This window comes from Zobellella denitrificans (genome assembly GCF_002237365.1).
GTDB classification, from domain to species: Bacteria; Pseudomonadota; Gammaproteobacteria; order Enterobacterales; family Aeromonadaceae; genus Oceanimonas; species Oceanimonas denitrificans.
This window is the reverse complement of record NZ_NMUO01000212.1, coordinates 1-541: the sequence shown is the minus strand read 5'-3', so window position 1 is coordinate 541 and position 541 is coordinate 1. Positions and strand designations below refer to the sequence as shown.

Here is a 541-nt window from a genome sequence, read left to right as displayed (position 1 = left end):
GCACAGCCCGGGCGGCCCCGGCCCGCTGCTCGTTCACCGCCCGGGCCAGTTGGCCGATGCCGGAGCCGCCGGCGAAGCGGCGGGAATGACGCAGCATCAGGATGCGCTGAGCCAGGGGATGGCGACCCTCGGCACCGGGCACCAGCGCCGGGTGGGCCAGCCGCTCGCCGCTGACCCGCTCGAGCCAGCGCACCCGTTCGGGCTGGTAATGGCCCTGCTCCGCGTGGCGGCACAGATCGCCCAGCAGGGCCCCCGCCTCCACCGAGGCCAGTTGATCCTTGTCCCCCAGCAGCAGCAGCCGGGCATGGGCCGGCAGCGCCGACAACAGGCAGGCCATCATTTCGAGATCGATCATCGAGGCCTCGTCCACCACCAGCACGTCCAGGGGCAGCGGATTGCCGGCGTGATGGCGGAAGTGGCGACTGTCGGGCAGGCTGCCCAGCAGCCGGTGCAGGGTGCCGACCTCGGTGGGGATGCGGCGGCGCACCGCCTCGTCCACCGGCAGCGAGGCCACCTGGGCGCCGATCGACTCGGTCAGCCG

Annotated in this window: 1 protein-coding gene; it reads right to left on the bottom strand. The window is 73.4% G+C overall.

Features of this window, described 5'->3' with window-relative positions; all coding sequences use genetic code 11:
• On the bottom strand, window positions 1–541 hold a 541-nt coding region (locus CGX12_RS19415), incomplete at both ends, for an AAA family ATPase (protein WP_176442130.1).